The sequence below is a fragment of the Mucilaginibacter psychrotolerans genome, assembly GCF_004519315.1.
In the GTDB taxonomy this organism is placed as follows: domain Bacteria; phylum Bacteroidota; class Bacteroidia; order Sphingobacteriales; family Sphingobacteriaceae; genus Mucilaginibacter; species Mucilaginibacter psychrotolerans.
The window spans coordinates 97,595-122,752 of sequence record NZ_SOZE01000017.1 but is presented as its reverse complement, the minus strand read 5'-3'; the positions used below and the strand labels follow the sequence as shown (position 1 = coordinate 122,752).

18 protein-coding genes are annotated in these 25,158 nt (G+C 39.5%); 12 read left to right on the top strand and 6 right to left on the bottom strand.

The window, feature by feature from the left end; all coding sequences use genetic code 11:
- Nucleotides 1–18: 18 nt before the first annotated feature.
- The 7 genes from E2R66_RS16825 to E2R66_RS16795 all read left to right on the top strand — a co-directional run bounded on the left by E2R66_RS16825 (nucleotide 19) and on the right by E2R66_RS16795 (nucleotide 9,519).
- On the top strand, nucleotides 19–594 hold the full coding sequence (locus E2R66_RS16825; protein ID WP_133232617.1) for a hypothetical protein: 576 nt from the start codon (nucleotides 19–21) through the stop codon (nucleotides 592–594).
- A 407-nt stretch (nucleotides 595–1,001) separates the two neighbouring features.
- Nucleotides 1,002–3,185 carry a ligand-binding sensor domain-containing protein gene (locus E2R66_RS16820; protein ID WP_134737940.1) on the top strand — a complete coding sequence of 728 codons (2,184 nt, stop codon included), beginning with the start codon at nucleotides 1,002–1,004 and terminating at the stop codon, nucleotides 3,183–3,185.
- Complete coding sequence (locus E2R66_RS16815; protein WP_133232614.1) at nucleotides 3,164–4,150, top strand: gliding motility-associated C-terminal domain-containing protein; 987 nt, start codon at nucleotides 3,164–3,166, stop codon at nucleotides 4,148–4,150. The genes E2R66_RS16820 and E2R66_RS16815 overlap by 22 nt, the downstream gene beginning before the upstream one ends.
- A gap of 398 nt (nucleotides 4,151–4,548) precedes the next feature.
- Nucleotides 4,549–5,880, top strand: coding sequence for a hypothetical protein (locus E2R66_RS16810; RefSeq protein WP_133232612.1), 1,332 nt, complete (start codon nucleotides 4,549–4,551; stop codon nucleotides 5,878–5,880).
- Between the two features lie 10 nt (nucleotides 5,881–5,890).
- A complete protein-coding gene (locus E2R66_RS16805) occupies nucleotides 5,891–6,382 on the top strand; it encodes a hypothetical protein (protein ID WP_133232610.1) in 492 nt (163 codons plus the stop codon).
- Nucleotides 6,383–6,391: 9 nt separating this feature from the next.
- Nucleotides 6,392–7,744, top strand: coding sequence for a RuBisCO large subunit C-terminal-like domain-containing protein (locus tag E2R66_RS16800; RefSeq protein ID WP_133232608.1), 1,353 nt, complete (start codon nucleotides 6,392–6,394; stop codon nucleotides 7,742–7,744).
- A gap of 350 nt (nucleotides 7,745–8,094) precedes the next feature.
- Nucleotides 8,095–9,519: a hypothetical protein gene (locus E2R66_RS16795; protein WP_133232606.1), complete on the top strand. Its 1,425-nt coding sequence runs from the start codon at nucleotides 8,095–8,097 to the stop codon at nucleotides 9,517–9,519.
- Between the two features lie 263 nt (nucleotides 9,520–9,782).
- Here the strand turns inward: E2R66_RS16795 and E2R66_RS16790 are convergent, their stop codons facing one another.
- A complete protein-coding gene (locus E2R66_RS16790; protein ID WP_133232604.1) occupies nucleotides 9,783–11,060 on the bottom strand; it encodes a DUF6538 domain-containing protein in 1,278 nt (425 codons plus the stop codon).
- Nucleotides 11,061–11,542: 482 nt separating this feature from the next.
- Between E2R66_RS16790 and E2R66_RS16785 the strand changes: the two genes are divergently transcribed.
- Together E2R66_RS16785 and E2R66_RS16780 are read left to right on the top strand one after the other, a co-directional pair.
- Entirely contained in the window at nucleotides 11,543–11,809 is a 267-nt protein-coding gene (locus E2R66_RS16785) for a hypothetical protein (protein WP_133232602.1), read from the top strand.
- Nucleotides 11,806–12,639 carry a hypothetical protein gene (locus E2R66_RS16780; protein WP_133232600.1) on the top strand — a complete coding sequence of 278 codons (834 nt, stop codon included), beginning with the start codon at nucleotides 11,806–11,808 and terminating at the stop codon, nucleotides 12,637–12,639. Before E2R66_RS16785 ends, E2R66_RS16780 begins: the two co-directional genes overlap by 4 nt.
- Before the next feature lie 805 nt (nucleotides 12,640–13,444).
- Here the strand turns inward: E2R66_RS16780 and E2R66_RS16770 are convergent.
- Genes E2R66_RS16770 through E2R66_RS16755 form a run of 4 tightly spaced genes read right to left on the bottom strand, consistent with a single transcriptional unit; the run spans nucleotide 13,445 to nucleotide 17,741 of the window.
- On the bottom strand, nucleotides 13,445–14,185 hold the full coding sequence (locus E2R66_RS16770) for an SDR family NAD(P)-dependent oxidoreductase (RefSeq protein ID WP_133232598.1): 741 nt from the start codon (nucleotides 14,183–14,185) through the stop codon (nucleotides 13,445–13,447).
- A gap of 7 nt (nucleotides 14,186–14,192) precedes the next feature.
- A complete protein-coding gene (locus E2R66_RS16765; RefSeq protein WP_133232596.1) occupies nucleotides 14,193–14,837 on the bottom strand; it encodes a hypothetical protein in 645 nt (214 codons plus the stop codon).
- Nucleotide 14,838: 1 nt separating this feature from the next.
- The gene (locus tag E2R66_RS16760; protein WP_133232594.1) at nucleotides 14,839–16,320 is read right to left on the bottom strand and encodes an aldehyde dehydrogenase family protein; all 1,482 of its coding nucleotides are present in this window, start codon (nucleotides 16,318–16,320) and stop codon (nucleotides 14,839–14,841) included.
- A 14-nt stretch (nucleotides 16,321–16,334) separates the two neighbouring features.
- Nucleotides 16,335–17,741, bottom strand: a complete 1,407-nt coding sequence (locus E2R66_RS16755; protein WP_158288429.1) for a hypothetical protein — start codon at nucleotides 17,739–17,741, stop codon at nucleotides 16,335–16,337.
- Between the two features lie 459 nt (nucleotides 17,742–18,200).
- Here E2R66_RS16755 and E2R66_RS16750 point away from each other — a divergent pair, with 459 nt between their 5' ends.
- The 3 genes from E2R66_RS16750 (at nucleotide 18,201) to E2R66_RS16740 (ending at nucleotide 22,905) form a co-directional block, all read left to right on the top strand.
- Entirely contained in the window at nucleotides 18,201–19,235 is a 1,035-nt protein-coding gene (locus E2R66_RS16750; protein ID WP_133232590.1) for a nucleoid-associated protein, read from the top strand.
- Between the two features lie 5 nt (nucleotides 19,236–19,240).
- Nucleotides 19,241–20,371 carry a hypothetical protein gene (locus tag E2R66_RS16745; RefSeq protein ID WP_133232588.1) on the top strand — a complete coding sequence of 377 codons (1,131 nt, stop codon included), beginning with the start codon at nucleotides 19,241–19,243 and terminating at the stop codon, nucleotides 20,369–20,371.
- 254 nt (nucleotides 20,372–20,625) lie between these two features.
- Nucleotides 20,626–22,905 carry an nSTAND3 domain-containing NTPase gene (locus E2R66_RS16740; protein WP_133232586.1) on the top strand — a complete coding sequence of 760 codons (2,280 nt, stop codon included), beginning with the start codon at nucleotides 20,626–20,628 and terminating at the stop codon, nucleotides 22,903–22,905.
- 222 nt (nucleotides 22,906–23,127) lie between these two features.
- Here E2R66_RS16740 and E2R66_RS16735 read toward each other — a convergent pair whose 3' ends face one another.
- The gene (locus E2R66_RS16735; RefSeq protein WP_133232584.1) at nucleotides 23,128–24,969 is read right to left on the bottom strand and encodes an ATP-dependent nuclease; all 1,842 of its coding nucleotides are present in this window, start codon (nucleotides 24,967–24,969) and stop codon (nucleotides 23,128–23,130) included.
- Nucleotides 24,970–25,158: the final 189 nt, after the last annotated feature.

Genomic DNA, 25,158 nt, shown 5'->3' with positions numbered 1-25,158 from the left:
TTCAATTAACAACGAAAAATGAGAAAACTAATTTTGATCGTGATAGTATCTTTGATCCTTAACAAAAGTTTTGCCCAAGATTTCTACGCCGATTATGTGAATTATTTAGATGCACATACAAAATCAAATAAATCAGTAACAAAATCACAATACCACTCCTTACACAAACGCTCTGCAAGAGAACTTAAAAATCTCTTTAAAACTGTACAACAAAAGACTAGCTTTGATATGCTCAAGTCGGATACTCTTTTTATCCTTGAGATTACCACAGACTTTTACAATGGAGGTTACTCAATTCTAGTTTGGAATAATATGCATAGTTGCTTTTATGAGATACCGTATTCATCTCCACGTAAAAAATATAAAAATGCGCCTATCAATATTAAAGTTAATGCGAAAGTAGACTTGGACTCTTTGGATGTAGGATTAAAAAAAATTGTTGAAACAGTAGATACAGTAGCCTATCGACAATTCTTTCGGTCAAAGGAACCAAACATTACTGGCCAAATAGTAAAATTCACTACGGCAAAAAGAGTAAAGAATAGATGGATATTCTTTACTTCTAAATCAATAATGCTCATGACGCCTGAGTAAGTCAAATCCGAGCTCATGCAGATTTTTGCCTAACGTGTATATGACTTGTGCTGAAAGGCAACTGCTTTCTGTTCGTCGGCTACCGAATGCGCCTCCGATGGCCATAGCACAGCGGAGGCCTTAATTGGAGATAAGTGAATAATAAGTCTCGTCGATTTTGCGCAGACGGCAGGCACAGCGGGATTGCACATCATATAACGAAGGGTATTCGCTCACCGACCACTTGGGCAACGTTAGGATAACTTTTGATATCGATTTGGGTTCTGCCCGGCAGTTAGAAAAAACGATTACATGCAATTTGGGATGAGCCTGCTGGTTACAACCAATGCCCCGCCAAGGTATTACCGCCCCTGCCGAAAAACTATCCGGGAACACCGAATAATTGTTACCTTGTGTTTTACTATAAAATGTCGCTAAATTTGGCCATCACCAACCTTACACACCTACGCTGTATGCGGCGATTGCTCCTTTTTGTTGCACTATTTTTTTGTATTGGCAACTTGTTCGCGCAGCAAGACTTAGGCTTCCAGATAAACCAGCATTTTTTTGCGGGTAAGAATATCATCAGCGTAAAGCGGGATTTTATCGACCCCTATCTATGGGTATTAGCGCAAAATAACCAGGTGTACCGTATCAATAGCGTTACCATGGTTATTGATGATTTTACTTCTGCCTTTGCCAACTACGGTAATTTTCAATTCATAGATATCGCCGGGCTTAATAAGGATACGGTATTCATGGCTACAAACGCCAACGCGGTTGTTCAATATAAAAGCGGGAATATAAAACTATTGGGAAGCAGCCAGGGCATCACCACCGTTGTTAATTCCGTCGGCATCGCTAAAAACGCGTTCCACGAATATTATTCCTTTGACGGGGCCGCGCAGCCCGTTTTGCTGATTGGCTCTGACCACGCCTTATACCGTTATGATATTCGGGCCGAACAACTAACAACCGGTACTGGCGAGCATAATACTAAAATATATGAGGCAACCTTTCGCACCCAAATGTTCCGCGACAGTACAGCCGGCCCAAATGATTACGATGGGCTTACTAAACTCCCGGTTTCTTTCCCGGGGGAATACAGTTTTTTTACAGGCTTTCTTTGGGAAGGTAAAAACGGTTTCGGCTACGATATCAAAACCGCTTGCCTTATAACGGGTGCTATGACTGATTACGACATTAGGGTGAGTTATATGAATATGTTTTGGGGGAACAAGAACGGGCTGTTTCAGAACTACTGGCAAGAAAGTTACTATATCGAATCAGATTACGGGCATTACCTGGAGGGCATCAACATTAATAAAGTAACCAATATTTATGGGCTTACCGCCTTTGGCGGCGGCGGTTGGTATGACAATCCCGCGAAAATAAAACAGAACCTGCTGATTGGTACCGACCAGGGGTTGTATTTTAGCAATTCGCTTTACCGGACAGGATCAAGCGGGCTAACAACATTTCAACTTTTCCATGCCGATGTATTAGGTAACCTAAAGGTGAACGATATTTGCGTTAACGTTGCTTCGAGAGCGGTGCCGCTGTGCGAAGATGGCGTTTGGGTAGCAACGTTTAACGGGTTGTATTACTTAAAGCCAGATTATGCCCAATTCCTCGGCAACGGAAAAGTGCAGGCTGCGTCATTTAAAGATGCACCAGCCAGCCAGCAGGAGCTTAATATTTGCGCGGGCAATACAGCAACTGCAACAGTTAGTACCGAGCTGTATACCAGCAACAGCATCCAATGGTATAAAAACGGGCAGCAACTGCCTGGTGAAAGCAGCCGCGAACTGCAGATAGCCACCGCCGGCGAATACCATGCAATCCTATACGATCCTTGCCAAAACATCCACCTGGAAACCAATCACTTAAAAACAACGATTATATCCTCCCCGGTTTTTAATTTTAATTACACGGATGTATTGGCCTATTGCGATAGCTTTTCTGCCACATTAACCACAGACTATAGCCCGGCTTACCAATACCGCTGGCTGAAGGATGGGGTACTTACCGGGGATGCTTCGTACAAAATGAAAGCTACCACCAACGGTAAATACCGGGTAGAAGTTAGCGCATGCGATGGTACATGGGTTCCTTCCAAAGAAATTACGGTGGCCTTAATTAACCTGCCTGTGCCTGTTATCAGCGCAGATAAACAAGTTTATTGCGAGGGTGAACAGGCAAAGTTGGTGGTAAATACTCCATTAAGCGCCGATTACCATATCAGCTGGTTGCTGGATGGGCATAAGGTAGCATCGCTGGAGGACAAGGTTAGCGCAACTATTGTTAGCGCCGGGGAATATACAGTGCAATTGAGCAGCTTAATTGGCGCTTGTACTAAAATATCAGGGCCGCTTAATGTTTCGTTCGTAAGAGCCCCCGTGTTCACTGTTGACCATGCAGGTACGGTTTATCTTTGTGAGGACGAGGCGCTTACCTTAAAGGCAAATGCAGCACTGCCTTATCAGTACCGTTGGTATAAGGACGCGATACTCACCGGCAATACCGGGCCAACGCTGCAAACCAGCGGGCCAGGGCTGTATTATGCAGAAGCCAGTGCCTGCGAAAATAGTTGGTACCGTCGGCAACGGTAGATGTCAAGGTAATAAGCTTTGCCGACTTGCGGGTATCCCCGGATAAGGCAGCCTATTGCAAAGGCGACAAGGCATCCTTGTCGATAAAGGTTGCCGCAACCGATAACTACGATATCTCCTGGCAACGCGACGGGGCAGTCGTCCCGGATTTCGCCAATCAGGCTGAGATTATGACTGATATTCCCGGTAATTACCTGGCTGTGGTAAGCAGCAAAGCTAAACCGACCTGCATCAAGTCCTCCCCTATATATTCACTGGTGTTCCATGAGCCGCCTATCGCGAAAATCGCAAAAACGATACTGACTTCGCTCTGCGATGGCGAAGCGGTAGGATTGAGCGTGGATAATAATGGCGGTACGGTGCTGTGGTCCACAGGGGAAACAACTGCGAGTATAGTTGTCCGCCATTCCGGAAAATATAGCGTCAGGGTAACGTCCGCTTCGGGGTGCACATCGGAAGATAACATCGACGTCTTGATGCAACCAAACCCTGTACTGGACGTGCCGGATACATCGGTTTGCACATTTACAAAGTCGACCGTTGAATTAACCGCGCCTGCGGGCTTTGCAAAATACTTCTGGAACGGTGTCGAGGGCAGCAGCACTTTCAGCATAAGCGTCCCGCAAACGGTCACCCTGAAAGTGGAAGATACCAACGGTTGTACCGCCACTCAAAATATTATTGTAGGATCCAATTGCCCCGAAGTGCAAATGGGCAACACATTCACCCCCAACAACGACGGCGTGAACGACACCTGGACGATTTCTGGCATTGGGAACGATGCCACGGTACATCTCAACATCTATAACCGGAATGGGCAGGAGGTTTATAAAAGCCTTGGCTATTATATCCCATGGGACGGACGGTACCACGGGAAGTTGTTGCCGTCGGCAGTTTATTATTACGTGCTATCGGCAAGAAAGGGAAAGCAAAAACTAAGCGGATGGGTAACGATATTATATTGATATAAATCAACAAACGTGTTTTTAAAAATAAGGCAGACGACCCCCTTTGGTGCTTAATATTAGTCGATGTACAATTGAACATAAAGTCATTTTATATCATTGAAAACCGCCAGCCAATAAAGTAATCTACACACTTTATTCCAACAAACGAAAGGGATGGACTCAAGTTGCACCGACACCCCCACGGGGATTTATAATGTAATTTAATGTTTGATTTATTGGTTACGGGGGCAGGATTTGAACCTGCGGCCTTCAGGTTATGAGACAAGTATTGATTGGCAGATTTGTGAAAGTCGCGTTATCGAATACGGGATACGCAGGAATATTTGAAATAAGTGAATTATTTATAAAAATATCCTAAAGTATTAATATTTTTATAAATCCTAATACTTATTACTATGTTATCTCACCGTGAGGCTTTACTTTCCGCTCGTCGAATAGAAAAAATTGAACGTGGTTCTAATTTTAAATTTGTCAGCGATTCATCTGAATTTGTAGAAAATTTTGTTGGTCTAACAAAATCCCATGTCGCTTCTACACGATTATCACCCCATCAAATCACAAAAATTAAAAGATTTCACGAGAAAGCAGATTTATTAAGCAATGATGTTAAAAAGACTCTAACATTGTTAGAGGATACCGAATACCCAATAGTCAGAATATTTCATCAACCAAATACATTAATAGGATTAAATATATTTGGTTTAATAATTGCTGCACAAGAACTCTGCTCGAAAATAGAAAAGGAAACGAACCAAAAACCTGTGGTTTTGTTTCTATTTATGGATTATGACGTTGCTGAAGACAAATCGTTCCGATCACCGCGGTTGCCAAATTGGCATAGTAATAAGACTTTTTACTTGCCAGGGGCAGTAAAACGTGATTATCGAAGACGAATCGCATCTTCATTGGCCAAACCAGATGAAAGCGAAATACAAAAATGGATTGAGTCTTTAAGGCAATCATCCAATACTTGTTTTAAGAAGCTTAACGAAATCGATGAGTTTTTGTTAACATATCGAAATAAGGAAGAGCAAACTCTACTATTAAAAGAAAGTTTCAATAGAATTTACGCCAGTGCGAATAGCTTAGTAGAAGCGAACGCTAATTTTATTGCTTGGTTATCTAATCGGTTTTTCAACTATTCTACGTTGTTTGTGTCAGCTACGGAACTGTTAGAAAGCTCCTTTGAAAGGATGGTCGAAATATTTGAAAAAGACTTTTTCAACAATGTTGGCCAAAGCAACTACCCTATTACTGAAATATGGGCAGTTTGTGAGATTTGTAACGAAAGAAGTAGGCTTGCTATTGCTAATCAGCAGTATAATTGGATTTGCAAATGTGGAAATTCCTCCTTTTTTGATAAATTAAGTTACAAAGTTTTTGAAGCAAAGAATGGATTTTCGTTACCTACTTACTATCCTAACGTACATTTATGTGACTTGTTAGAGATATATTCATATGGATTACGGGTCGGTGTTAGTTATGCTGGCAGTATCGATCACATGATAACTTCTAGAAGTAGAATTATAGAAGAATGTTCTACCCAAATTTTGGAATTTATTTGGGAACCCGACAATCTTTTTAGTAAAGAAAAAATTCGTAAAGTAGCTATTGAATTGGATGAGGTACTTATTGGTGATTTTATTAAAGGAAAATATCCAATATTGTTTTATCTCCAGTTGTATGGTAAAGAACATTTAGTAAACATTATTAGGCAATCAATTTAACAATCAAAAAATGGAACAAATTTTAATCAAACGAGCAAAAAAAATCATTTTAGAGAATCGTTATTTGACGATTGGGACGACTAACTTTGAAACTGTTTGGGTTTCCCCATTAGCTTATTCTCTTGAAACGAGCCCATTAAGCTTTATCTATTACTCCGCTATCGATTCATTGCATTCAAAATATATAGAAGTTAACAGGTATATTTCTGGGGCAATATTTAATTCAGCGGCTTTATCAGATGATGTAGACGGTCTACAGTTTTATGCACAGGTTGAACAAATTCCTGAACATCAATTGACAAAAGTTATGAATGAGTACTTTATTCAGTCATTTCCTGATGAAGAGATTAGAAAGAAATGGCAAAGACCAATAGCTGATTTCATGGGCGAAAGCGTACAACGGTTTTATAGAATAGTGCCTACTCAGCTGTTTTTAATTGATATGGAAAGCATTAAAATTGATAAACGGGTGGAGGTTGTTATAGCCGATATCCAATTTTAAAATTTCATTATGAGATCTCCAATAGATTCTCGAGAAAGAAAAGAGATATTCAGTAATAGAGAGTCGGTTAGCAACGACAATTACATCTTGGTAAGATACAAAATCACCGCTGCAGATGGATTGATATTTGAAGAGGCTGTTGCAAGAACGTTGCTAATAGGAACTCTAAGAACAATGCAAAAGCTCAATCACGAAACGTTTTCTGAAAGACTAAAGCATGCTGGAAGAATAGTTGACTCGACAATTTTGAATAATTCTATGGCAGGGGTAAGTAAACCTGCTGGATTGGTTGAATTAGCTTTCCCAATAAGTCAATGTACTGAGAGCGAAGGTATTACTCAATTAATTCAATTGATAACCAGCCCAGCGGAATACAATTATTCGGATAGTTACTGGATTGAATCGATTTCTTTTCCAGAAGCATTTGTCAAAAGGTTTACTGGTCCGAAACTTGGGACGCATGGAATTCAATCGATATTTAATATTTTTAATAGACCTTTAATAGGAATTACGGTTAAGCCAAGAAACGGTTCAAGTCTAAATCTTATAAAAGCTTATTGTGAAGAAGCTCTTACAGGGGGGGCTGATTTTATAGTTGACGATCTTTTACTTGTTGATCCTTATGGCGAATTAAATATAAGGAATCGCATTAATGCGTTTACTGAATTAACGAATAGAATGGCAACGGCTAGCAATATCAAAAAATATTTCGTCAATATTAACTTGCCTTTCCCTAATGCAGTAGAAATCATTGACTTCGCAATTTCAAAAGGTGTCGGGGCCATTCTCTTAAACCCGTTTACACTTGGATATGGAAATAGCCAATTGCTAATAAATCACATAAACGGTCGAGTTGCGGTAATTTGTACTAACATGGGTTCGGGAATAATGACGAGGGGCTCATTAATCAGTTCACATGGTAATTTCCCGACAGGCATTTCAGAAGCGGTAATCTCAAAAATTTCACGTTTAATTGGTGCAGATGCTGTTCACACGGGGACGTCTGCTTCAGAATGTTATGGGGAGGATGCATGGGGAGCGCCAAGCCGTGCTATCAAAGATAATTTTTTTCATATCAAAGCATCAATGCCGGTTGCTGAAGGCGATTTAAACATCGTCAATCTTTCGGAGAACATTCGTAGTTTAGGGAAGCACATCTTACTGGAACCGACTACTGGTATTATAAATTACCCAGGCGGCCCTAAAATTGGAGCAAAGGCATTTAAACTTTTTGCTTGCGAAATTCATCCAGAAATGAGTGATCAGGAGGTTAAAAATAAGGTGCTTGAGTTAAGAAATAAGCATGGTTTTATAAGAGATGGTTTAAACGCGTTTGATTATCAAAATTTTTTTAAATTATGACGACTGAATTTATTCAAAATTATTGTCAAACTTTATCGGGGTTGTGTGGAAGTTTATTCGCGATAAGCGCAACGTTAGTTACACTACTTCCCACTTTAGTGCAGTTAAGTAAATCAAAGGATCAAAACATCTTTTCAGCATACGACAGCACTAGCACTTTTAAAAACCTGATGTATTGGTTGCTTAGTACAGTAATCGAGTTTTCTCTATCATTAGTGATTGCAATTATTGGAATATTCACATCTTGGCAAGTATGTATGATTTTTGCAACGATATGTTTTTCTCTCGGTCTGCTAACATTAGTTGTAATATCATGGTTTGTCGTTTCGGTGACAAATAAATTCATTTAAGTGAAGTTCCTAACACAACTAAATGAAAGTGAAAACTATGACATTGTTATAGTTGGAGCTGGACTATCAGGGCTAGAATGCGGTAATATATTATCAAAAAAAGGAATAAAAATATTAATTATAGAATCTGGTCCTATAGGACCGTTGGCACATTTAAATTCATTACAACCCACTTCCCGAGCTTTTAAAACCTGGCTACAAGGCCATCTATTAGATCCCTTCTTTAAAAAGGTTAACAATAGCTTAAGTCCACCGCATTTTCAAAACCATTCGGGATTACGATCTTTAGTCGGCGGCAGATCTCTTTATTGGCGTGGCGTAATTTTGCCGATGGAAAATTATGCATTACATCAATGGCCCGTAGAGAGTTCATTATTTAGGGACAATTATCAGGTCGTTTATAAGGAATTAACAAATTGGGATGAAAGTACATTGAAAAATAAACTTTTGAATTTGTTCGATAACGCAAAGCTAACAGGATTTCAAAACACTCCTAGAGCAAAGCAGAGTTTTGAAGGGTTGAGCGGGTTGGTGTATTCGCCGCTTTACAGTCTATTAAGCAGTACTGAGGGAGAGTGCCATATTCTAACCAATTGTAACGTTAAGGGAATAAGTAAAGATGGGAAAAACTGGAAGTTAGAATACATTAACAACAGAGAAAGTAAGGCACTATTAGTTAGTAAATGTGTTTTGGCATCTGGAACAATAGAAAACTCTCGCCTTGTAAGATCACTAGCTAGAACACGAAAATCCATAAGAAATAAATTTAATAAATTTAAAATCTATGATCATATTATACAGGGAGTATTAGTGCGAATAAACAAAAGCTTGATTAATTTAGATGATTTTGTTTCTGATAACAGTGTAGTCAAAATTGGAAATCAAATTGTACGTTCAAACACTTTCTGCTCTCTGAAAAAGTCTCAAAATTATTACCTATTGGACATATGGGGACTTGGAGAACAACTACCTGACCAGACCCATTTACAATTTAAATCAAACGGGACTCTCCCATATGTAGAAGTTAAGTTGAATGCTTTTGATGATTTTGTGTTAATTCAACAAGTTGAAGAGATAAAAAATATTCATAGCGAATTAATGATTTATTTTAACTTTTCGCAAAAGGAAGTAATCTTTCCTAAATTTGGAACCGCGGGTTTCACTTATTCGGATGTATTAAAAAAAATTGAAAATTCCGAATCAAAGATGAGTTGTGAACCATATTATTGCCCACTGGGAACTGTAGATCACGAAGGCGGTACAATACCTTTCGGAGATTCATTAAATTATGATGGTTCATTTTTAGATACTGAGAGTCTCTATATTTTAGGACCCAGTACCTTTCCAAGAATGGGTGCTGCAAATCCATCTCTGACAAACATAACATTAAGTAGATTCATAAGTGAAAATTACATTAGCAAATAAAGCTTGGGATTTATATTAAACTAATTGACAAAACTGTAGCAATGATTGATTTAAATCAATTATAATTTTAATACGCTTTATGTGACTGTTTTTTTATAACCTGATGAAAGTTCAATAAACGGTAGAAATTCGTAGAACAATCTGATGTTTTTTTGCTTCGTATTACTTGTGACAGGTTCAAGCGGATTTTAATTAAAGATTAAAAAATCACCCTGCTTGGGTTATTGGAGATATAAAAAAGGGAAATTTAACGATCAGGGATATCAAAGCAGTTGGATTTTCAACATCCATTCCTTTTTTTGCTCCAAAGTAGATCCGTTTCCATAAGCTTCTCGAACAAATTTATGACCCATTAAATCAGCCTGTACCCTGTCAGGAGTATTAACTGCTAATAATCTATCCTGGAAACTATGGCGCAGGGAGTAAAGGGAATGCTTATCTGTAGGAAGCAAATCGTTCTCTTTTAGGTATTTTGCAATCGCTGATGAAATACTGTCAGGATTATCAATCAAGGTAGAGAACCCTAAAGGATACTTTTTAAAGGCATCCAAAGCAAATCCAGTAAGAGGAATCAGCCTTTTACGGTACTTTGTCTTTAGCTTGTTTTTAGGCCTTGGGGTAATAACAATATGCGGTATTGTATCATCCAAAATAATGTCCTCTGGTAATACACCTGCCTGCTCATCAATGCCAACGCCTGTTTCAGCAAAGACAAAGATCATGTTCTTATATTCGTCTTTCATACCACTTAGATTGTCGGCATTAAGTAGGGTGTTTAAAATGTAATCAGTAGAAAATGATGAGCGAGATTCTGTGTCATCGTCCAATTTGAGTTTGTGGAAAAGATGCTTTGTGTCAATATTTAGCTTATAGTGATCGCTCACCCTGGAGATAATCGATTTTAATTGCTTGAAGTTTTTGTTGGCACCGCAGTTTTTCAATTCTTCATTCAGAATCCGGTTAATCCACCAGTCGCGGAATTTAAGGAGGTCATCTCTGTTCAGTTCCGTTATTACCTTATTGCCAATGCAGGAGATTAAGTTTTTCATCGCTAAACGGCGCGGGTTTTTCCATTTTTTAATTTGATGGGCAGATTTGCTTAGAACTACGTCGTTAGACAAATCCCAAAACTTCGTCAGAGCATCGTCGAGTTTGATTTCAGGCTTTGCAACGCCGCCCAAGACGGCTTCGGTAGGTTTTTCCTGGATTCCCGATTTTGCGACAAATAGAAGCCGATTAATCAGTTCAGGTAAGGGGCCGATAGCCAGTTCCTGGCTTGATTGATAGTTAAAGCCAAACAGGCTAGCCCGGTCAACAACCTGCTTGTAATTGGTATGGCTGTGCTTTTGGCCGGTTTCTATCAACGCCTTCCAGTAGTTTTCCAGCTCTATATTTTTAAGTGCCGCAAGCTTCATAGCCTGGGTTCTGCTATCGGTTTTGAGGGAAAACCGTATAAGTGGGCGCGGGTCGTATTCCTTAATTTCTAAGGGCACACGTCGATTAAAATAATAGGTATTGGCGCGGTGGATTAGGTGCTGCATCGTTCCATGTGTTCCAAAATGTGTATCACTTTGTGTGACATTTTGAAAAACAGGCTAATGCAAATATTGAGTATAGCTGGATTTATCGTTTCTTATTAATGACTAATAATAACAATTAAACTCTGCCTTTGCCTCAATTTGGCGTCCCCAAGGGAAGCGCTTTAAAAAATCCATCCCAACTAAAGAATTGAAGGAATTAGATTTTTTAAATCGTTGTATCACAAAATGTGTAACATGGTGTGTACCATGTCTCATACATCAATTATTACTATACACAGAAAACTAAAATTGGCAATAGTTTTTTAGATGGAATATCAGTTTGGCTTCGACGTGCGTCGCCGGTCTTAATCGGGGTCATTGTAATTCCATTTTTTGAAAACCCAAACTGCAGACAGAGCGGTAAATATATTAACGGAATGACTATGGGTTTCTCTTTCTGAATTTGTTTGTTATATTTACAGTGAACTTTAAACCAACACCTTATGGCCACATCACTCGCATTTAAATTGGAAAGCAATGCGGTTTTACTTCAAAAAATCATCGCTGCTTATACGCCCTATTCTTATCAATCAATCGATTTGGATCAAGAAATTGAAGACGTTTATATCGCTAAAGAATTCAAACTAAATTTTTGCCACGATATTTTGAATACCTGGAAGCAAATCGATGGAGCGGCATTGATCAATGACATGTTTGAAGACTTGAAAACTGGAAATGACATCCTTAAAATCGTAAAATACATCCAATGAAAAAATTGCTATTTATTTTAGGAAGCTGCTTCGTAATATTGAATGCCAAAGCACAGGATTTTATTCGTTTGGGTGCCACTCATGATTTTGCTAGTAATAAGGTGCTTAATATATTTTCATTTGCATTTAACCGAACGGAGGCTGAGGAGGCGGATGTTGCCAAATACTTATCTTTTAACATTCACAGTAATATATTTATACTACCGACCAGTGAAGTAAATATAGGGGACGGAGTAACCTCATCGGAAAATAATGTTTTGGTTCAGTTCAAAATAGGCAAACTGTATCTACCCACAGTCCAAAGAAGCAGTACAAACCCTTTGCGCACATATGTTTGGAGGCAAAGCATTGAATTTAACCCGTCCTACAATTCTGATAAGGAATTTAATGAACGCCTGTATTTCGGGCAGTTGCGTTATGGAGCCAACTATGTTTCCCAGGTTTTTTCCGGCGCAGTTCCTGGAAGCTATATAACTAGTGTGCATAGCATCGCTCTAGGACCCTTTGGGAATTTCGGCAGCAGAAACAGTAAAACATATGACGCCTCGAAGTTCTATTCTACTACAGGAGCATTTTTCGAATATACGTTCAGGGACCTTAACCAACACCAGGAGGAAAACTGGGTAGCGGCCATTTCAGGCAACTATTACTATATTATCTCCGACATTGACGCAATTACCAATGACAATTTTGGCGGTATAATAAAAACATCATTGGACAGGCGTATATATAAGAAATTTTCAATTGGATTACAATACAAATATGGCAACGATAACCCTAATTACGCGTACGTGCACACTTTAGGCTTGTCAGCTAAAATCAGCTATTGATGTAGATGTTTTTACTGGTGCAAGCAATTTTTCAAGTGACAGGGAGACCGAGACCAAAAATTGCCATTCATTTAATTCGTTGAAATGATGAAGAAAAGGAGTCTACTTTGGTTATCGCGGATTACAAGTGTGTGACAGGGTGTATTCCATTTCCTACGCAATTATCTTATCAAATTGATTACTTATCCCCAAGAATTAATTGGATTATCCGAGTAATTACTTTGTGCTCCTAATCGATTATTGCTCAACAATGTTCAAGAATTCAATTCACCCACTGCGATTATCACTTAGAGACTGTTATGGCTAAAATATTGAGTTCAATTGGCCTGCTTTCAATTTCATTATGCAAAGCTTCGAAAAGTCGCAACTATTTATTGGAAAACACCTACAACTTTAGCAGCAATTTGGTGACCCCATTTGAGACCATCAGCATCTTTTATCTCCCTTTCCACAGCCCGCGAATGTGGTTTTAACGGTCTGCAAAAGCAAAAAACACGCGTTCAAGCGGCTCGCCATCTGGATAATGATGTGGAAGAGTCTCGAGGAAGTGCTTTTTACACGGTGAAGGTCTGTACACGCTCACTATGAATCAATTCTGAACTTCTTTAACAACAAAAGCACCAATGATTCAGCAGAATCATTCAACGGAAAAATCAAAATATTTAGCTACATCAAAATCCGTTGGACACACTACCTTTTTCCTGTTCAAACTCGCTAAAATATACGCTTAAACTTCTTCCCCAAGAATGCGGATTGATTCAACATTAAGGCAAAGCATTTGGGCGGAAGTCAATTTTAATAGTGATTATTCCTCTTCAGGATTTCGTGCAAGAAATGCAGCCGATGCTCCACCGTCGACTTTGAGAACAGCGCCAGTAATATACGAAGCCTGTCTTGAAGCCAAATAAAGGCATGCATATGCAGCGTCATCGCTAGTTCCTCGACTGCCTAAGGGGATACGATTTAGACGGTATTTTTCTCCAATACTATCAGGGTACGTTGGGAATAAGCCGCCTGCCAACGGTCCAGGAGATACACAATTAACACGAATTCCACCATGTGCAAGGGAAACGGCCATTTCTTTAACCATAGCTTCTACTGCTCCTTTTGATGTTGTATAGGCTAGTTCCGAAGACGCGGATCCAAAAGAAGCCACGAGACTTCCAACGACTGTAATTGAGGGATAATCGCTATTGCGTAAGTACGGAAGTACTGCATTAATTGCGTTAAATGTTCCCAACACATTGGATGTTAGTGTTTTTTGAAAAATTTCCGAAGTAACTACTCCTATCGCTCCGTCATTGCTCATCATTTGTCCTGCACAACAAACGATAGAATCAATTCCTCCAAGTTTTTGCGCAATAGCGTCTACAGATTGCTTGGTGCCGAGCGGTTCAGACAAATCACATTTTTCTTCGGCAATGCAAATATTGGGAGAATCAAGTAAATCAATGGCACCGAGTTGCCAACCATCCGCTGCAAACACGGAACACACTGCTTTGCCGATATATCCGGCCGCTCCGGTTACTAACACTTTTTTATGCATATTAAGTTTATCTTGGCGTCAAATTATAGGTTAAACTCTGAATGAAAAATACAGGAACCAGCCACAAAAAAGAAATCCCACCAATGCAAACCCATATGATGCTAGTAGCCACAAGGCAACTAGGATATAGGAACGGAATGTTTTTTTTAAGTCCCAGTGCAACCGGCAGAGTAAAGACTTTTTCAGCAGAATCTTTACCACCATCTCTCATATCGCCAGCTAAATTTCGAAGGCACATTAATCCGCCGACAAGGTAAATACCCCAAAGAGGAGCCGGGATCATTGCTACCATCCAAGCTTTGATACCACCGTTGATTATCCATGAGATTAAACCGATCCAACGATATCGCTTCTTTAGAGAATAGGCTGCACATGTTGCTATAATTGGTATCTGAAATGCCGATGGGTGAATTATTATGCCAGCAATCCATGGAATAATCCAAGCCCATACAGGCCAAACCAATCGTCCTCGGTCTCGATGTTGCCATTCAAGGTGTATTAAAAATCCAAACCACATGAAAGAACACGACACTATCATCATTGTATCGGCTCTGAATGCAACCATCATGAGAATGATATCAACATATGAATACATCCTAAGCTGACCAAAATAGTTCAGCGACGAATGTAATTTTGATTTTCCAATTGACATCCTATTTTCGAAAAACGGCTTTGGTTGTTAAAAACTCACTAAGTCCTTCTTTGCCAAGTTCCTTTCCTTGACCGGAAAGGCCTCTTCCTCCCCAGGGTGATACAGTATCATACCATCCGTAACAATTAAGCCATACAGTTCCGGTTCTAATTTTTCTTCTAAACTCTTGTGCCTTTTCAGCAGATGTTGTCCAGATAGCAGCGCCTAATGAATAACATGAATCGTTTGCAATAGAGATAGCTTCATCAAGCCCGTCAAACAAATGAACAGTAGCCACAGGGCCAAAAATCTCTTCACGAACTATACGTGCATTTTGCGGGATATCCGTGATCAATGTAGGATGATAAAAGTTGGGTCCATCCTTTGTACCGCTACCCCCAATTAAAATGTTAGCCCCCGATTTACGAGCCTCGTCTACATACTCGCTAACTCGCTCAAATTGATTATGGTCGATGAGTGGACCTTGCTCAGTTGCATCGTCCATAGGATCACCGAGACGTCGAGATTTGATTAGAGGTATTAGAATGGATAGGAACTCCTTGGCAATATTACGCTCAAGAAGTAATCGTGAGCCCGCACCACAATCTTGCCCCGACATCGTGAACATTGCTCCAATTGCATTTTGCGCGGCATCTTGAAGATTTGCATCGTTTAAGATGACATTGGCACTTTTGCCACCTAATTCTAGCGACCAGCCCGGCAAGTGACCAAGAGAATTTTGGATTATTTGTTGTGCTGTGGAAGTGCTACCAGTAAAAGATATTTTATCGACATCACGATTCTTCACAAGTGCATTACCCGCCGTATCTCCGGTGCCAGCAATGATGTTGATTACTCCCGCAGGAAAGTTAGCTTCACTCACGTACGTTGCAAGAAGTAGGGTGGTGAGTGGTGCGCGCTCCGACGCTTTAACAACAACAGTACAACCAGCAGCTAAGGCAGGAGCGATTTTCCAGGCTAGAGCTGCGAATGGGAAGTTCCATGGCATTATTGCGGCGCAAACACCGACTGGTTCTTGATAGGTCTCAATATTTACACCCGCCACGTCTGGAAGAGTACATCCTGTAATCTTGTCCGCCCACCCAGCATAGTATCGGAATACCTCTGAGGCATTTGGAATCTCCCAGCCGAGTGCTCCTTTAAAAGGTCGCCCTGTGTCCAAAGTCTCAACAAGGGCTATGGTCTCGATATTTTTATCAATTATATTTGCCAGTTTGACCATGTAATTAGCTCGTTCTCGGGGATGTAGATTAGGCCAAGGTCCTTTATCGAATGCGTGTCGGGCGGCTTCTACTGCAAGATTAGCTTCTCGTTCGCCCGAATGGGGAACAGTGATAATTACATTTCCAGTATATGGGTCAATAACAGGCATCACGTTATCGGAGGGTAGATTTATAAAACTCCCTCCGATAAAAGGACGGAATTCCAGGTTGGGGATAATATCCTTATTGAGTTTTTGCCGACGTTCTGATGAAGTGTTCATAGTAAATAATTTTATTACCTATATATTTGTTGTTTTACTTTTTCAAGAAAATGGAATCCTGCACCGCCAAAAATGCCACTAGGGTATTCAATAAAACTACTGCTCTTCGCAAACAATTGTTTAGGGCATTTTGGAGCGGTTCGGAGGTCGTCCGGATGTAAGTCAAAACTGTTCGCAATTCCGAAAATATTTTGGCGATAGGGGTTAATAAAAATATTGTTCATGTGCTCATTAATAAAATCTCTGTGTCGGCTATTTGTAGCATCGATATTATTCTCAATCATCCACGTCAGCCCGTCATCAGATATATTCAACCATGGAAAATAACCAATTCCCCCTCCATAGTAGCTATGATCGCTACCAGCGTCGATTTTGGGGCAGTAGATGATCCGCACTTCTACTTTAAGGGCTGAATACAAAAGCACAATATGCCATATGCATACTTTTTCAAGTTTTGACATTCTTTCTGGATCATCAGGAAGAGGAAGTATGCGAAGATTTTGACCAGCTTTTCCTTTCTCTAAAACAACACCCGAGGCACCCATAAAATCGTGATAAGATTTTGCGAATAACCATAAATTGGCCGTTCCATATAACGATTCAGGACAATAAGTCTGTATAGTATCTAATTTCCCTGATTTACTATAGAGTTTCTTAGTAATGTTTTCAAGAAGACTTCCTATTCCTAGGCTGAGGCTAACCTTGGTAAATTCCTTTTTTTCGAACTCTTTCTCATATTTAGACAGATTATTCGTTATAACATTCCAATTTACAGGACTGAGATTGGTTTCCTTAGAATTCGGGTATACGCGCCTTATCATTTTTCCAAGATCAGGAATTTCACTAATTGTTCTGGAAGTGAGTGCGTCATAAAATTTTTCAACCCATAGCGAACTCCATAATAGCGAAAATGTTGATAGGTTAAGTACATTTTGTTCAGGAATTACCAGGTAGTTTTCTTCACCCTCTCTTATCATCTGCTGACTAAGGTCTATACAGTACCAAACAAATCGTTCATTCGGGGGGAGTAGGAGCAATGCCGAAGATTGTGCGTTAGATACATTATGTGCGAATGCCAGATAAAAATGTTCATCCTGCAATACGGATTCTTTTAATGACCTCAAGTCATTAGGTCTAAACGAAAAATGAAAACAATCGGAATCTAACTCAGGGTGTCTATGTTTAGTGAATTTCTGTGAGGACGACTTTATCTGCCAATGTGTTCGCATTGAAGTCATACCCTTCCACAGCGATGGCAACTCCACTACAAAGTCTATTTTTTGCGAATCTGGAGTTAAACGAGAGGGGCGATTTACACCAGTGCCAGCCAGCCAAATTTGTACCAAATCTGAGAATGTATTTTCAGCAATGTTGCCAAGCTCCTGTGCTTCAAAGCCTTTATTTCGTGCTGTTTTTGCCACTTTTATCTATTGCTTAAAGGTTATTATAGGTTGCCGTCTCAAATTTTGAAACCACAGATAAAGTTAATCGATATTCCTATGAAATAAACAAATATTTAGTTGTTTTTTTTTAACGCCACATAATTTTCCATTCTTAACGCATTTTTTACAACACCTTTAGTTTTGCAAGTATTACCCCCTAACCCTGTTATGTGTAACATGTAATCATATTGGCGGCATTTGGAGATGGCTGATAGTTCAAAAGTAAACAAGGCCACCTAAAATTAATGGTACGAAATACCTATTAAAAACTATCAAAGGGTTAGCAAATGAGCCCAAGATTTGCAGCAACCGATACGTCCTACATCATTTACTGTGTGAGGATAATAGTGTCACTTTACCGATAGATTTAACAATTCGTAGAATTTTTATAACTAAAAAAAATGTCTAAATTGCATTCCTAAAACCTAACTCACAAGAATGGAATTTAAAAGACACGGCAGTAACCTCGATGTTAGAGGTATGGTAATCCACCAATTACTTAAAACAGCAGGCGACCGCAAAGTTGGTTTTAAAAAAGCCCCGACCGTATTAAATCTAAACGACAAGGAAAAAGTATTCATTGGCAAACTTAATGAATCTTATCATAAAAAATCAAATCCCACCTATGGCATTTTTGCCGGCGCGGAGCCGACTTTTCGGAATGGGCTGGAAAAGTATTTGGCTGACGAAAACTTTTACGACTTCTCGGTAAGTGCAGCGCAACAATATAAAAAGGTGCTTGAGAATACTGTTAATGCAACTGGCAGCTTTTTAATATTTACCGACTTCATTAATACAGATACCCGTAACCGGTATATGCTCGTGCTCACAATTAATAATAAAGACGGGTATATGGTACGAGAGGCTGATTTGACTTTGGAAGACATCAAAAACCTTGACTTAAGTAAGGTTGACGTTGCCTGCATGATAAACCTTACACGCTGGAAACTTGTCGAATCTGGTTCGGATACCGAAAGCCGCACTTACTTATCATTTGTCAAAGGCAATAAAAATGTAAGCTACTATTTTCAGTCTTTCATTGATTGTGATAACAAAACAACTAGCACAGAGTCCACAAATCGTTTAATCACCGCCATTGACGCTTTTGCGAAGGAAAAAGGAATGGATCGGACCCAAACCATTAAAGTGAAAAATCAGGTATCAGACTATTGCACGGACTGCCTGAAAGAAAATAAAGAGATTGAACTTTCGTCTATATCAGCATTGATGAACCCGGAAAACACAGATGAGTTCCGGGAATTTGCATCTGCTGAGACATACGGTGTCAGTGAAACGATAAAAGGCGATAAAGCAAGGCTGCGCCGAATCAAATACATCATGTACAGTGATGATAATTATCGGCTCGAGTTCGATTCCGAGCTGCTGGATAAGGACGTATTCTTTAATAAACAAAAAAACGAACTAACATTCAAGCGGTTGCCGCAGGCGTTAATTGATAAACTTAGCTCTTGAGACTCATGCTCGAAGAGATTGTACGATTGATTGGCTTATCCCAAAGCAACGCTAGTAATGGTACTCTTGCATGTGAATTGCAAATTGCTGACGTACACATGCAAGCTTGCATCACCTCGATGTTGGATCTTCAAATTATTGAAAATACCGATTTTAAAAATGAAATCGGGCAAGCCGTCAACCTATATCTATCTTCAGGGAAGCTTGCCAGCATGGGGTATTTCACAGACACAGATGCGTTAATCCGTAAACACCGCTATGAAGCCCCAACGAGCCGCGTTTATATAGCCGCGGCAGGGTATAGTGACGACAAAGGCGGAATATTTTATGATAGCTACCTGGCAACCCAAGCACTGATCACTGCAATAAAAATGCTGGCAAAGCATGTGTACACGGATAACGAATTTGATTACGCGGTGATCTTCCGGGAAGATAAAGGACTAATCCTGCCATTGCACTATGACGCAATTCCGATTAGCAGCTTCTCGGATCAAGATAGGATTGGCCTGAAGCGGGTTACGGAAGTTTTTGCAGCCAACGATAGCCCTGAAAAACTATTATACATAAATGAGCTCATCGACTATCTCGCCGGGGTAAAGGAGGAAGACCGCTTTCGTGTGTTGCTGCAAAAAATGGCAGAATTTGCCGATAAAACGTTGGCCGCTTATCAGTACTATTTGCGCGATTTCTCCCTCAATAAGCTGAGGCTGGAATTAGATGCTAAGGCACTGGAATACACACAAAAAATACAAGCGGTTATTAACGACTCGCAAACTAAGCTCGTGGCAATACCAACAGCTTTTATTTTGGTGTTTTCAGCCTTTGATTTTGTTAAGCTTAACGAAACTAAAAACTGGATCGCTGCAGGTAGTCTAATAATATTTGCGGTTCTAATCCAAATTTTCTTGGCAAACCAATATAGTTCACTTTTATTTACTGCTACTAATATCGCCAATTACAAAAATACTTTTTCCGGCGAAAATTTGAAACAGTTCGATAAGCGTTTTTTGTTAGTGGAACAGGAACTGGGCAATCAGCGGTTCAGATTACGTATGATAACTATGTTGTTGTGGCTAATTCCCTCGGCACTTATTATAATTTGGATATTTCTCTACCAGTATCAGCCTCATCATTGAATTCGCTGGTAATTGACACTTACCAATAGCGAAGTGAAAAATTTATAGCAAAGGAATTAGAATTATAGAATGGTAGTGTATCACTTCTAAATAGAAAACAAGCGGTACGTTAAATTAATTCCCGCTGTGAACAGGCGGTATGGTTCGTGGATGCTTTAGGGAGAAATTTTAGAATGTTCTTGAATTGCGGTGCGCCGATAGTTACATTAAGCGACTTGATAATCCTATTTTTATGAAATCTAATCAGTTGTTACATGAATATCATTGACTTTCAACTTCACAAACTTGGTTGGAGTAGTTTTCAAAGCCTTTGTCATTCGATTTGTAAGGAAGTTTTCAAACAACCAATTGAACGTTATCTTGATTCTAAAGATGGCGGTCGCGATGGCGCTTTTACCGGAATTTGGAAAGAACCCTCGGGGAAAGAAATTAGAGGTCGGTACGTTATTCAGAGCAAGTTTACCAGCAAGGTAAACGAAAAGCTAACTGTAGCTGATTTGAAGGACGAGTATGAAAAAGTTAAACGCTTAGCCAAAGACGGAAGGTGTGACTTTTATCTAATTATGACTAACGCTGAAATCTCTGGAATAGCTGCGGAAGATATTGAAGATTATTTCAAAGCGGCAGGTGCAAAAGAAGTTATTTGCCATGGTTCGAACTGGATAAATGAACAGCTAACCGAAAATAAAAGATTGCGGATGCTTGTACCGCGCGTTTACGGACTTGGAGACTTATCAGAAATTTTTGACGAGCGAGCATTTAAGCAAGCTGAATCTTTATTAGCATCAATGAAAGATGATTTAGCTAAAGTCGTTCTAACCGATGCTTATTATCGTGCTGCAGATGCGATTGACCAAGAGGGTTTTGTATTACTAATCGGTGAACCAGCCGCAGGTAAAACAACTATCGCATCGATGTTGGCTGTAGGTGCAATCGATCAATGGAAAGCGCATACGATTAAAGTAGCCAAGCCTGATTTACTCTTAAAACATTGGAATCCTGACGGCGAAGCAAGGCTGTTTTGGATAGATGATGCATTTGGGGCCATGCAATACGAAAGTGGCTTAGTCCAATCTTGGAATAGCATTTTAAGCGAAGTTAAAGCGATGGTCAAAAGCGGCGTAAAAATCGTTATGACATCGCGCGATTATATCTATGACCGGGCGCGAAACGACTTAAAGGAAAGTGCGTTTCCTCTATTTAAGGAAAGTCGTGTCGTGATCGATGTACATAACCTTAGTCTTAAGGAAAAGCAGCAAATATTGTACAACCATTTAAAACTTGGGAAGCAACAGCCGGAGTTCATTACTGAAATCAAGCCTCACCTTGATTTGATTGCAAACCATGAGAGATTTATTCCTGAGACTGCACGAAGGTTGTCTGATCCTGCTTTTACAAAAGATCTAATCTTACACCCTATAACAATTGAAAATTTCGTAATCGGGCAGGAACAATTTTTAATCGATACGTTAGTTGGGTTGGATGTAGATAGTAAGGCGGCGTTAGCGCTTGTTTATATGAGCAACGGAAGATTGGCCAGCCCAATTTCTCTAAATGAAAGTGAAAAAGAAATTATCGAGCGAATTGGAAGTAATACTGCCCAATGCCTTATTGCCCTTCAATCAATGGCAGGTAGTTTTGTTCAGCATATAACTTCGGAAGACGATGCGGATTGGCAATTTAAACACCCAACGGTTGGTGATGCGTTTGCAAAGGTTATTGCGAAAACGCCGGAACTTTTAGGTGTTTATGTTCAAGGCAGTTCGCTGTCAAAAATGATGAGTCAGGTTACAATGGGCGACCTAAAAGTGGAAAAAGCGCTTATCATTCCTAAAGTTGTTTACCCGATCGTTTTGGAAAGGCTTAAAATGTACGAAACTGACGACTCATATAAGGAAGACTGGACAAGAAAATACTACGGTAAAAGAAACCTATTTAACTTTCTTGCAAGACGATGTTCAAAGGAATTTTTAAAACAATTCTTTACAGTGCGTAGAGACTTATTAAACGAAGTAAGCATGCCAGGTTTATACTTGTCGATATCACCACATATCGCGCTTGCTATTCGTTTGCATAGTTTTGGCTTATTACCGGAAGAAATCCGCTTAGAACTTCTACAAAGAGTGATGAAGTATGCTGTCGCTGGAGAAGATGTTTACATTTTCGAAAATAAACAATTCCAAGGAATGTTTACTGACGATGAGCTTAGCGAAATTAAAAACCGGGTCGAATTAGGACTCTTACCAAAATTGGAACTGATGCGTGAAAGGTTGCAAGAAGAGTTTAATGAAAATGGAGATGACACCCCTGACGAATACACAGATAAATTTTCGTCACTTTTAAGTACTCTAAAAGATGAATTTGAACGTGAACCAGCTTTTTTGCAAATCATTAAGAACCAAGATACAGAGTTAGAAAATTGGCGAAATAATCAAGAGTACTATCCCGCTTCTACTCCTGGCAGATTTAGTGCAAAACCTAGTTTTGCAAAGCCAGGCAGTGACAGGAGCATCTTTGATGATATAAACGAATGAACGGTTGAGGAGCAATTCCGTGAATATTTGAGAACCCTCTATGAATCTTAATGTTTTCTATAAAATAATACTTGGACTATTAAATGTTCGCTGTTTTATAGGCAGGCGTTTTAACTGGACAGTCTCGTAAACTCCTCCCTTTAATCGAGTTCTTTGTATTAAAGGAATTATAATGTGGGGGATGAATTTAATCGGTACAAGAGCAACTTTCGTTTTAATTCCTTAAACAAAGAGTTCAGGTGACACTCTATTTTCGAATATTTCCTTCCACGGTTCATTTACGTCTTTCCATTCGTCTCCCCAGTTTTCATTGATAAATTTATAAGCTTTGTAAGGCTTTTCATTAATCGGTTCAGCATACCCCAATAGGTCCTCTATAGTATGTTTTACCATTAGCCTACGATCCTCTAAGTTATCCAAACTTGCTAATATTGGATCATTGAATATAATCGCGCCAGCTTCGGTATCCATATCATGGATAACAAACGGTTCGATACCCAGTATCCTTAAATATTTTACTAGCGAAATGATAACTGCTTTTCCTCTGGCCTTAACAATTTGATAGTCGCATAAAAATTGTTTCATTTTGGCCGAGGGCAGGCGCTGCACAGTTTCTTTTATTAAGAGTTCTTCTGTGTCACCTTCTACAACAATGACTTTGCTGCAAAAAAAGACCTTCGCTATCGAATCGTCAATCTTCAAAACGAACTTAACGAATTGCTTGTCGTCTGCTTGCAAATTCTTAAAAGCTTGGGTTGTGTTAAAGGGCATAACCGTTGTGACTGGAATGGCATGTTCTGCATCCATTTTTAAACTTAATAAATTGAGCACTTGTTTAGGATAGCTTTCATTGTCGATTTTTCTACTCAGGTCAATCATATATGGCGAGTGCGTCGTGCAGATAATCTTTGAATTGGAAGACGTAGCCAGTTCATACAATTTTTCACGCATCAAGCTGGCTGCGTTTGGGTGGAGGTACATTTCCGGTTCTTCAAAACCGATAATTAATGGCCTGATTAATACGCCTTCCTTAATCTTTCTTTGTGCAAATCTTTCCCTATAACGTAATAGAGCAAAGACTGTTGACCTTAAGGCCCCCATTCCTTGTCTTTCGGGATTGGTTTTGACATTGCTCGACATTTGGATATCGAAGGTAGGCTTAATAGAAGAACCCGGATCACTAAGATTAGTGGTAATATGAATTTTAGAACCTGTAAAAACGCCGCTGATAATGTTATTAATATCAATTAGCATCTTTCCAAATTCCTGTGTCTGATCATTCGGGTCAAGTTCTAAGGCGAGTCTATCTAAGTACATTTGGGCTTGTTTGTAATTGTCAGACGCCTCTCTGACTTCACTGAAAAGTTCTTTCATTGTATTTTGAAGAGCGCCACCTTGCTTGTTAATCTCATTCTTCCCATTTTCCGCCGGAATAAGTAAAAACCTTGGCAGTTTGACTAAGATGTTTTGTTCGATACCTCCTGGATTCGTGGCCCACTCAGAATTCGTTTCGTCGACATCCCAAATTTCTGATATTAAGTCAAGTTTTTCCTTGTCTTTATTGGTAATCGCTTTAGTAGTGTTTATTTCTCCCTCGAAGCACTCAGCTATGACCGCTGCACTGATACCTGCAGTAATATAATCATCAAAGGTTTTACATTTTGCAAATTCATTCCGGATGGTTTTACGGCACGACCTCATTTCTCGCCTGGCTGTACCGCCCCTTGGATAGGTTTTTCTGTAGTAAATGCAGTTAAGAGTTTCGCCGTTAGTTGTCTCTGAAAAAATCCTGCCCTTAAATCCACGCCAGTGATTAGATTCAGTCGGCAAATCGGTTAATTTTACTTCAAAAACAATTTCGTCAGTTTGGAATTTAGGTTCGTCAATCTTGAAATAATCTTCCTCTTCAAGATTTTTGGCATCGGAAAAAAACAACTCCAATGCAGTAAGTATGCTACTTTTTCCAATATTATTTTCCCCGATTAGAAATGTGGCGTCACCACATTCGACTTTGGCTTCTTTTATTCTTCTGAACCCTTTTATGTAGAAGTACTCGATTTTCATGAATAAGTATTTAGGATGGTTAGAGTGGTAAAGATAGTAGAGTTTTATTGATTACTTTGTGTATTATCTAATGCCATTTTACTAACATTTGACGTATCCTTATTTGTTGAATATATCAGTGAGGGCTAAATGTAGGGTACCAGCGTAGCAAGTGGAGTTTGACTGATATTATCCATCGCGCATTCGGAT